Below are 2,708 nucleotides of genomic sequence, written 5' to 3' on the forward strand. Positions count from 1 at the left end.
CTCCCTTGAATGCGAGCCTGATGCTCATTCAACAATGCGGGCCTCATGAAGATGCCGACCGTGATCCTGCTACGAAGATCAGCTCACGATGCTTCGATGGGTTACGATCCAACGGTCAGCGGCCCGGACCGGGTGGCCACCCAGGCCGGGCCATTCCTTGCGGAACCCTCACACCTTAGCAGGTCGTGCTGATACAAGGATGGGTTGAGCTCTTTGCGAAACCCATCGAATTGGGCGGCAGGCAGGATGGGTTTCGCAAGAGCTCAACCCATCCTACGGTCTGCCTAATGACAAGGACAAGCGTGCAAGCGTGACCATCAAGAGCATCGCCGGTATCGACCACGCCGTCGTCGCGGTGAAAGACCTCGACGAGGCCGCCGCCAACTGGAAGCAGCTCGGCTTCACCCTCTCGCCGCGCGGCACCCACAGCGCGCATATGGGGACCGGCAATTACACCATCATGCTGGCCGAGGACTACATGGAGCTGCTCGGCGTGCTCAACGCCACCGAGCACAACGCGCCGACGCGGGTTTATCTGGAGGCGACCGGCGGCGGCATCGAGCGCATCGCGTTCACGACGCTGAGCGCGGCGGCGGGCGCGGCGGAGCTGCGCACCATGGGCTATGCGGCGATCGGCCCGACCGATTTCGAGCGGCCGGTCATGATGCCGGACGGCAGCAAGAGCGCCGCGAAGTTCGCGACCTTCCAGTGGCCCGTTGCGGAAGCGCCCGGCGGCGTGCGGCTGTTCGCCTGCCAGCACAAGACGCGCGAGACGGTGTGGATACCCGTACTGCAGAACCATGCCAACACGGCTCATCGCATCGCGCGGGTCTTCATCGTGACGCCTGACGTGGAAGCGGATGCGAGACATCTGGCGACGATGATTGCGGGCGAGGTACGCGGCGACGCCGACGGATCGGCCGTGGTGCCGACGGGATCCGGCCGGGCGGATTTCGTATTCCTCAGCCGCGATGCGTTGGGCAAGCGCTATCCCGGCGTCGACGTCGGCGCCCTGCCTGCGCGCGCCGGCGCAGGGCTCGAGCTCGTGGTCAGCGACCTTGCCGCCGCGAAAGGCGCGATCGGTGCAAAGGCATTGACGAGCGGCAGTGCTGTCGTGGTGCCGCCGGCCGCGGCGAACGGCGTGCTGCTGGCGTTCGTGGCGGGCTGAATTTCCTTCACCTCGCCCCTTGCGGGGAGAGGTCGGATCGCATCGCAGATGCGATCCGGGTGAGGGGGTACAGGTCTCACCATCGACACCGAACTCGCGGAGACACCCCTCACCCCGGCCCTCTCCCCGCATCCGCCTTCGCCCGAAGGCGGGCTTCGGCGGACAAGAGAGCGGGGCGAGGGAGAAGAAGCGCTACGCCCTCTTCCACTTCAGCCGCTCGGCGATGCTGCCCAGGATGCCCTTGGGCAGGAAGATGATGAACAGCACCAAGAGCACGCCGTAGACCAGGTTGTCCCAGCCGACCGCCTTGGTGCCGAAGCCGATGCGCAAGGTTTCCGCGAGCAGGATGGTGATGACGGCGCCGACGGTCGGGCCGAGCGTGACGTAGAGTCCGCCGACGATGACGGCGAACACCATCTGCAGGGACACCGCGATGCCGCTCACGGTGTCCGGCGAGATGAACATCTGGTACTGGCAGTAGAGCGCGCCCGCCAGCGCCGTCATCAGCGCGGAGATCAGCGTGACCTTCAGCTTCTCGGCGGTGACGTTGACGCCGGCCGCGGCAGCGGCGTCCTCGTCCTCGGAGATCGCCTCCATGGCGTAGCGGGTCATGCTGCGGTCGATCGCGCGCCAGATGACCAGGCCGACGACCCAGACGCCGAGCGCGATCAGATACCATGTCGTCTTGTCGTCGAACTGCAGCGCCCAAAACCCCTTGCCGCTGGGGGCGCGGTTCGGCGTGTAGCCGAGCGAGCCGCCGGTATAGTCGCGCGTTGCGGTGATGACCTGCAGCACGATGCCGGACAGCGCCAGCGTCACCAGCACGAAATAATGCCCGGTGATGCGGAAGCGGAAGCAGGGATAGGCGACGATGAGCGCGAGGACGCCGGCCGCCACCATGCTGACGGGAATGCCGATCCACGGCGAGACGCCGAGGTGATTCCAGAGCAGCGCCGTGACGTAGGCGCCCACCCCCATGAAGCCGCCATGGCCGAGCGAGACCAGGCCGAAGCGGCCCATGATCGACCACGAGGTGTAGGCAAACGACCAGATCAGGATCAGCACCAGCAGGTGCAGGTGATAGGGTTCGCGGTACACGAAGGGCAGCGCGATCAGCGCGGCGAGGCCTGTCGCCCAGGCGGCATAGCGGGAATTCACGAGCGCCTCGCCATAAGGCCCGCGGGCCGGATGAACATCATGACGATGAAGAAGGCGAAGGCCAGCACATAGCCCCACTCGAGATCGGAGAACAGGCCGCCCAGCGAGATGATCTCGGCGAACACGAACGCAGCGATGAAGCCGCCTACGAAATTGCCGAGGCCGCCGAGCACGCAGATCAGGAAGGGGCTCGGCCCGAACGACAGCCCGACAACGGGATGCACGTCATATTGCAGCACCAGCAGGCAAGCGGCGAGGCCGGCGAGCGCGCCGCCGAGCGCCGAGGTGATGAGATAGATGCGCTTGGTATCCACGCCCATCAGCGACATGATCTGGCGGTCCTGCGAGATGGCGCGGATCGCCGTCCCGGTATAGGTGCGGG

Annotated in this window: 3 protein-coding genes; 1 reads left to right on the top strand and 2 read right to left on the bottom strand. The window is 66.0% G+C overall.

Translation table 11 applies throughout. The annotated features are described in order from the left end of the window. Positions 1 to 310: 310 nt before the first annotated feature. On the top strand, positions 311 to 1,168 hold the full coding sequence (locus tag ACT4OC_RS32270; RefSeq protein WP_444843119.1) for a VOC family protein: 858 nt from the start codon (positions 311 to 313) through the stop codon (positions 1,166 to 1,168). A gap of 192 nt (positions 1,169 to 1,360) precedes the next feature. Here the strand turns inward: ACT4OC_RS32270 and ACT4OC_RS32275 are convergent, their stop codons facing one another. Together ACT4OC_RS32275 and ACT4OC_RS32280 are read right to left on the bottom strand one after the other, a co-directional pair. After that, positions 1,361 to 2,326 (bottom strand): branched-chain amino acid ABC transporter permease, encoded by a 966-nt coding sequence (locus tag ACT4OC_RS32275; RefSeq protein WP_444843120.1) that lies wholly within the window; start codon positions 2,324 to 2,326, stop codon positions 1,361 to 1,363. Next, on the bottom strand, positions 2,323 to 2,708 hold a 386-nt coding region (locus ACT4OC_RS32280; RefSeq protein WP_444843121.1), incomplete at its 5' end, for an ABC transporter permease subunit. The genes ACT4OC_RS32280 and ACT4OC_RS32275, both read right to left, overlap by 4 nt.

Source organism: Bradyrhizobium sp., assembly GCF_052389815.1.
In the GTDB taxonomy this organism is placed as follows: Bacteria; Pseudomonadota; Alphaproteobacteria; order Rhizobiales; family Xanthobacteraceae; genus Bradyrhizobium.